Origin of the sequence: Pseudomonas sp. PS01298 (genome assembly GCF_029959745.1) — a bacterium.
Taxonomy (GTDB): Bacteria; Pseudomonadota; Gammaproteobacteria; order Pseudomonadales; family Pseudomonadaceae; genus Aquipseudomonas; species Aquipseudomonas aylmerensis.
In genome coordinates, this window is sequence record NZ_JASCPP010000198.1 from 1 (window position 1) to 5,903 (window position 5,903).

Genomic DNA, 5,903 nt, shown 5'->3' on the forward strand with positions numbered 1-5,903 from the left:
CGATGAGGCCTTGGTTCTCGGTAGAGAGCTTGAGGCCATCATCGCCGGCAAGCCGGCTCCTACAGGGTGTTGCGGGGGTTACAGGCTTTCGAGGATGTCAGCCATGTCGTCTGCGTGCTCTTCTTCCTGAGCCAGGATTTCTTCAAACAGGCGGCGCGTGGTTGGATCCTTGTCGCCGATGTACTGGATGATTTCACGGTAGCTGTCCACCGCGATCCGCTCGGCCACCAGGTCTTCGTAGACCATTTCCTTCAAGCTGTTACCCGCCACGTATTGGGCGTGGGAGTTCTTCGACAGCAGGTCCGGGTTGAACTCCGGTTCGCCACCCAGTTGCACGATACGTTCGGCGAGTTTGTCGGCGTGTTCGGCTTCCTGGGTCGCGTGCTCGAGGAATTCCTCGGCGGCGATCTGGGCCTTGACGCCGCTGGCCATGAAGTAGTGGCGCTTGTAGCGCAGCACGCACACCAGTTCTGTGGCCAACGAGGCATTGAGCAGGCGAATGATCTCTTCGCGGTCGGCGTCGTAACCCTCGGTCACGGCACCGTTTTCGACGTTCTGGCGGGCGCGGCTGCGCAGGGTCGCAACGTCAGTCAAGTTTGCTTCAGTCATCTCAATCTCCTGGTGCTAATCCGGTTTTACGCCACGCTCTACCGGCGTGATCGCTCCAAGTTGTGAGTCCTGCGTGACGCAAAAAGTTTTATCGGATTTCAATGGGCGTCGAGCATTCGCAAACCATCGCCAGTTCATGGGGCGGTCATGTCATTTGGTCTAGGATGGTTCAATCGCCCTAACGACCAGGATGTCAGCGTCATGCCCCAACCGCTCACCACGCGTTATCCCCTGGTGCTGGTACCCGGCATGCTCGGCTTCGTGCGAGTGGGGTTGTTCCCCTATTGGTACGGCATCGTCCCGGCGCTGCGGGCCGGTGGCGCGCAGGTGTTTGCCGTGCAGGTGGCGCCGCTGGATTCCAGCGAGGTGCGCGGTGAGCAACTGCTGACGCAAATCGAACAGATTCGCCGTGACACCGGTGCCGACAAGGTCAACCTGATCGGCCATAGCCAGGGCGCGCTCACCGCCCGCTATGCGGCGGCCAAGCGCCCTGACTGGGTGGCGTCAGTGACGTCGGTGGCCGGGCCCAATCAGGGTTCGGAGCTGGCGGACCATATCCACCTTCATTACCCGGCCGAGAGTGTCAAAGGCCGGATCATGAGCGCGCTGTTCCATCTGGTTGCCTGGGTGATGGGCGTGCTGGAAACCGGCTATCGCGGGCCGCGCTTCAAGGCTGATCTGCAGGCCTCGCACCATTCCCTGACCAGCGCCGGCGTGGCCCTGTTCAATCGCCAGTATCCCCAGGGGTTGCCCGACACTTGGGGTGGGCAGGGCGCCGAGGTGGTCAATGGCGTGCGCTATTACTCGTGGTCCGGCACTTTACAGCCGGGCAAGACCGATCGCGGGCGCAACCTGCTGGACGGCACGAACCGCAGTTGCCGCTTGTTCGCGCGCAGTTTTGTACGGGAAAAGGGCCAGTGTGACGGCATGGTCGGGCGCTACAGTTCGCATTTGGGGCGGGTGATCGGCGATGACTATGCGTTGGACCACTTCGACATCGTCAACCAGTCCATGGGGCTGGTGGGCAAGGGCGCGGAGCCGATCCGCTTGTTCGTCGAGCATGCGCAGCGATTGAAAGCCGACGGGGTTTAGCCGGCCCAATCGCGTAATCGTTTATCGCGCCAAGCCAGCACCCACCAAGCAACGCGGTCCACTGTGGGAGCGGGCTTGCCCGCGATAGCGAGGGCTCAGGCCGCGCTGGCCTCGCGGCGCACCGGCGTGGTCCAACGCTCCGACAAGATCACCCCGCCCAACGTCAGCAAGCCACCCACCAGGTGATACAGCGCCAACTCCTCCTTCAACACCACGGCTGCAATCAGCGCCGTGATCAGCGGCAGCAGATTGAAAAACAATGTGGTGCGGCTTGGCCCCAGGGTCTTGACCGAATGCATCCACGCCAACGGCGCGAGCATCGACGCCAGCAAGCACGCGTACAGCACCAGCGGGATGTTCGCCCAGCCCAGGCCCGCTTTCGCCGAAAACAGGAACAGCGGAAACAGCACCACCACCGCCACCAGCACCTGCAGATAGAGAAGCACCAACGGCGGCAGGCGCAGCTGCCATTTTTTCAACAGGGTGCTGTAGACCGCATAGGCCAGGGTGGCCACCAGCATCATGCCGTCGCCGAGGTTCACGCCGTGCTGCAGCAGCGCGCCGAGGCTGCCGGCCGAGACCACCACGACCACGCCGGCAAATGACAGCACGGCACCGGTGAGGGCGCCGAAGGTCAGGCGCTGGCCGAGGCTGATGATGGCGGCGGTCAATGCCATCAACGGCATCAGCGAGAGGATGATGCCCATGTTGGTGGCGCTGGTCAGCGTGGCGGCGTAATAGGCCAGGCTCTGGTACACGGCCATGCCCAGCACGCCGAGGATGAAAACCTTGCCCAGGTTCGGGCGGATGATCGACCAGTTGGCAATCACCGGCTTGAGCATGAACGGGGTAAACAGCAGCGCTGCGAGCAACCAGCGATAAAAGCCGATTTCTGCGGGGAAGATCGAGCCCACGGCCAACTTGTTGACCACGGTGTTGCCGGCCCAGATAAAGATAGCCAGCAGCGGATACGCGTATTGCATCGAAAGAAACCAGGTGTGTTGATGAGACAGGATTATCCCCTTGTCTGGATCGCAGCCTATACTGCGATCCAGACAACCTGCGCCTGTATCCAGACAATATGCCCAGACACATCGTCCGCCTCGCCGATTTCGCCCGGCTGCCCAGCCCGGTGTACTTTCGCTACTCCGATTTTGCCCCGGATACCGAGTGCACGCCGCACCAGCACTTGTGGGGTTCACTGGATTATTCGGCGAGTGGGGTAATGCGCATGGAAGTGGCCGGCAGCCGCTTCATGTCGCCGCCGCAGTATGCGGTCTGGGTGCCGCCGCAGACCGAGCACAGCTCCTACAACGCCCACGCGATCATCTACCACTCGGTGGGCCTGGCCCCGGAGCTGTGCGAGCAACTGCCGAAGCACCCCTGCACCTTGGCGATCAGCGACATTCTCAAGGCAATCCTCAAGGATTTTGCCCAGCGTGATGTGAATAACCCTCAGAGCGACGCCGACCGCCGTCTGGCTGACGTGGTGGTGGACCAACTCAGGCAGGCGCCGATTCACGATTGTTTCCTGCCCTACGCGCGTCACCCCGGGCTGCTCGGCGTACTCGAAGGCATGCAGGCCGACCCCGGCGACAATCGTCCCCTGGCGCACTGGGCCGAGCAGGTGCATGTCAGCGAGCGCACCCTGGCGCGGCAATTTGTGCGTGAGTTGGGCATGAGTTTCGGCGAATGGCGCCAGCGCCTGCGTTATCTCGCCGCCATCGAAGCCCTCGACAGCGAGCGCAGCGTGCAACATGTGGCCTTCGACCTGGGCTACAGCACCGCCTCGGCCTTCATCGCCATGTTCCAGCGCCATGCCGGCTGCACGCCGGAGCAGTACCGGCGGACAAATATCCGCGGCCGGTGAAGATGTAACAGGCTTTGACTACACTCCTCGGTAGGCCGTGCCCCCCGGCACGGTAACAGGGAGAAAACTCCATGAAGATGCTGCGTATTCCGCTGTTGATGATGGGCCTGCTGCTGTGTTCCCAGGGTTTTGCCGCCACTGCCCAGCAAAATAAAATGACCACCTGCAATGCCGACGCCACCACCAAGGCGCTCAAAGGCGATGAACGCAAAGCCTTTATGAGTACGTGTCTCAAGGCGGCTCCCGCCGCCAACGACGCCAAGACCCTGACGCCCCAGCAGCAGAAGATGAAAGACTGCAATGCCGACGCCAAGACCAAAGCCTTGACCGGCGACGCGCGCAAAACCTTTATGAGCACCTGCCTGAAGAAATAATAGCCCCAGGCCATAGAAGGCTGCGACACTCGCACACAGCCCCCTGTAGGTGCTGGCTTGCCAGCGAAAAAGCGGGAACGCTCACGCGTTTATCCAGACTAAACGCGGTGCCCTTGCGTTTTTCGCCGGCAAGCCGGCTCCTACAACATCCTTTAACGCCGTTCGTTTTGAGGCTGTATGCCAACGTTTTCTCAGCGTCACGTGTTGTTGCTGGTCAGTTGCGTCATCATTTTCGGTGGATTATTGCTGGTCCTGCCGCTGAAGCTGCTGCCCAGCCTGTTGGCTGGCCTGCTGGTGTATGAACTGGTCAACATGCTTACCCCGCAGTTGCAGCGTCTGATCGAAGGCCGGCGCGCGCGCTGGTTGGCCGTGGCCTTGCTCGGCACCTTGATCGTCAGCGTGCTGACCCTGATCTTCGCCGGGGCCATCAGCTTCCTGCTCCACGAAGCAGAAAATCCCGGGGCGTCCCTCGACAAGTTCATGGGCGTGGTCGACCGCGCGCGCGGCCAGCTGCCGCCCTTCCTCGACGCCTACTTGCCCGCCAGCGCCGCCGAGTTCCGAGTGGCCATCGGTGATTGGCTGAGCAAACACCTGAGCGAACTGCAGTTGGTCGGCAAAGACGCCGCGCACATGTTCGTCACCCTGCTGATCGGCATGGTGCTCGGCGCGATCATCGCGCTGCAGCGCGTGCCCGACCTTACCAAGCGCAAGCCGCTCGCCGCTGCGCTGTTCGACCGCCTGCACTTGCTGGTCCAGGCCTTTCGCAACATCGTCTTCGCCCAGATCAAAATCGCCGCGCTGAACACGGCCTTTACCGCGATCTTCCTGGCCGTGGTGCTGCCGCTGTGTGGCATTCACCTGCCGCTGACCAAGACCCTGATCGTGCTGACCTTCCTGCTCGGCCTGCTGCCGGTGATCGGCAACCTGATGTCCAACACGCTGATCACCATCGTCGCGCTGTCGTTGTCGATCTGGGTGGCGGTAGCGGCGCTGGGCTACCTGATCGTGATCCACAAGGTCGAGTATTTCCTCAACGCGCGCATTGTCGGCGGGCAGATCAGTGCCAAATCGTGGGAGTTGCTCCTGGCGATGCTGGTGTTTGAAGCCGCGTTTGGCTTGCCGGGCGTGGTGGCGGGGCCGATCTACTACGCGTATTTGAAGAGCGAATTGAAGCTCGCTGGCATGGTTTGATGCAATAACGAGAACGTTAAAGGGACTTAAGGGGAAACATGCAGTGAGCGACAATCTCTACGCTCCGCCAACGGCGGAGCTGACCGACACAGCGCGGCCGTCAGCCGAGTTTTACGTCATTTCCAAAAAGAAATTGCTGATCCTGAGCCTGCTCAGTTTTGGGCTTTACACCTATGTCTGGGCGTATAAAAACTGGAGCTTGTACAAGCAGGCCAACCAGGCCGATATGTTGCCAGTGGCGCGCGCGTTCTTTTTTATTTTCTTTATCCACAAGCTCTATCGCCTGGCCTACCGGCGCGTAGTCGAGAGCGGCCGCAAGTTCGACTTCGATTTTGAACAGTGGGCGACGGTTTTCGTGGTGCTGACGGTGGGCGCCAATATGTTCGACGCGGCGGCGGCGCGGATCGAGGCGTGGTCTGCGTATAAGAACCTGACGATGCTGGCGATTCCGATCTGTGCCTACATCCTGCAGCAGTCCCAAGGCCTGATCAACTTTGCCGCGGGGGATCCTGATGGCGAGAGCAATGATCGCTTCAGCCCATGGAACTACCTGGTGATCGTGCCGGGGGTGGTGGTCTGGGGTCTGACGTTTCTGGGGCTGTGGTCGATTTATTTTCGCTAGGGCGGGTGGGCGTCTCCTGTTATGAGTGGGCTTTTTTGTGGTGAGCGGGCTTGCCCCGCGTTGGGCTGCGAAGCAGCCCCAAAACCATCATCCCAGGCATACCTGAAACAGCGCATTCATCCTTGATGGGGCTGCTTCGCAGCCC

The 5,903-nt window shown here is 61.1% G+C and carries 7 protein-coding genes; 5 read left to right on the top strand and 2 right to left on the bottom strand.

Going from position 1 to position 5,903, the window contains the following annotated elements:
- Nucleotides 1–78: 78 nt before the first annotated feature.
- Entirely contained in the window at nt 79–609 is a 531-nt protein-coding gene (locus QMX97_RS31430) for a ferritin-like domain-containing protein (protein WP_034105637.1), read from the bottom strand.
- Between the two features lie 201 nt (nt 610–810).
- Between QMX97_RS31430 and QMX97_RS31435 the strand changes: the two genes are divergently transcribed.
- On the top strand, nt 811–1,701 hold the full coding sequence (locus QMX97_RS31435) for a triacylglycerol lipase (protein ID WP_282398205.1): 891 nt from the start codon (nt 811–813) through the stop codon (nt 1,699–1,701).
- A gap of 95 nt (nt 1,702–1,796) precedes the next feature.
- On the opposite strand, the gene QMX97_RS31440 is transcribed toward QMX97_RS31435, so the two are convergent.
- The gene (locus tag QMX97_RS31440) at nt 1,797–2,684 is read right to left on the bottom strand and encodes a DMT family transporter (protein ID WP_120447511.1); all 888 of its coding nucleotides are present in this window, start codon (nt 2,682–2,684) and stop codon (nt 1,797–1,799) included.
- Nucleotides 2,685–2,782: 98 nt separating this feature from the next.
- On the opposite strand from QMX97_RS31440, the gene QMX97_RS31445 reads away from it, so the two are divergent.
- The 4 genes from QMX97_RS31445 to QMX97_RS31460 all read left to right on the top strand — a co-directional run bounded on the left by QMX97_RS31445 (nt 2,783) and on the right by QMX97_RS31460 (nt 5,758).
- On the top strand, nt 2,783–3,571 hold the full coding sequence (locus QMX97_RS31445) for a helix-turn-helix transcriptional regulator (protein ID WP_106805302.1): 789 nt from the start codon (nt 2,783–2,785) through the stop codon (nt 3,569–3,571).
- Nucleotides 3,572–3,642: 71 nt separating this feature from the next.
- Nucleotides 3,643–3,945, top strand: coding sequence for a PsiF family protein (locus QMX97_RS31450; protein ID WP_065900193.1), 303 nt, complete (start codon nt 3,643–3,645; stop codon nt 3,943–3,945).
- A 177-nt stretch (nt 3,946–4,122) separates the two neighbouring features.
- Nucleotides 4,123–5,136, top strand: a complete 1,014-nt coding sequence (locus QMX97_RS31455; protein WP_065900195.1) for an AI-2E family transporter — start codon at nt 4,123–4,125, stop codon at nt 5,134–5,136.
- Nucleotides 5,137–5,179: 43 nt separating this feature from the next.
- The gene (locus tag QMX97_RS31460) at nt 5,180–5,758 is read left to right on the top strand and encodes a hypothetical protein (protein ID WP_065900197.1); all 579 of its coding nucleotides are present in this window, start codon (nt 5,180–5,182) and stop codon (nt 5,756–5,758) included.
- Nucleotides 5,759–5,903 lie beyond the last annotated feature (145 nt).

What these genes read in the sequence shown, in the direction of transcription:
- QMX97_RS31430 (WP_034105637.1), bottom strand. Translation starts at nt 609, where the DNA reads ATGACTGAAGCAAACTTGACTGACGTTGCGACCCTGCGCAGCCGCGCC.
- QMX97_RS31435 (WP_282398205.1), top strand. Translation starts at nt 811, where the DNA reads ATGCCCCAACCGCTCACCACGCGTTATCCCCTGGTGCTGGTACCCGGC.
- QMX97_RS31440 (WP_120447511.1), bottom strand. Translation starts at nt 2,684, where the DNA reads ATGCAATACGCGTATCCGCTGCTGGCTATCTTTATCTGGGCCGGCAAC.
- QMX97_RS31445 (WP_106805302.1), top strand. Translation starts at nt 2,783, where the DNA reads ATGCCCAGACACATCGTCCGCCTCGCCGATTTCGCCCGGCTGCCCAGC.
- QMX97_RS31450 (WP_065900193.1), top strand. Translation starts at nt 3,643, where the DNA reads ATGAAGATGCTGCGTATTCCGCTGTTGATGATGGGCCTGCTGCTGTGT.
- QMX97_RS31455 (WP_065900195.1), top strand. Translation starts at nt 4,123, where the DNA reads ATGCCAACGTTTTCTCAGCGTCACGTGTTGTTGCTGGTCAGTTGCGTC.